The following is a 293-nucleotide window of genomic DNA, read 5'->3' on the forward strand; positions in this document are numbered from 1 at the left end:
TCGGAAAAACTCGTTGGACTTGATTCTGCGGACACCCTTTCTGGTCTTGGAGGAAATGACCGACTTGAAGGACGAGGCGGAAACGACGTGCTGGATGGCGGGTTAGGCAAAGATACTTTGTATGGTGGATCCGGAAACGACGTGCTGGATGGCGGGTTAGGCAAAGATACTTTGTATGGTGGATCCGGAAATGACACATTAAGTGGTGGTATGGGTGATGGGGACTACTTAAAAGGTGAGTCTGGCAATGACGTGTATCTATTTAGCGCTGGGGATGGGAACACCACAATCAA

General features: G+C 49.5%; 1 protein-coding gene. It reads left to right on the forward strand.

What is annotated here, in order from left to right; genetic code table 11:
- Window positions 1-293: calcium-binding protein (locus AYW76_RS18620; RefSeq protein WP_269448115.1), on the forward strand; the 293-nt coding region annotated here is incomplete at both ends.

Source organism: Marinomonas gallaica (genome assembly GCF_001639745.1).
GTDB lineage: Bacteria > Pseudomonadota > Gammaproteobacteria > Pseudomonadales > Marinomonadaceae > Marinomonas > Marinomonas gallaica.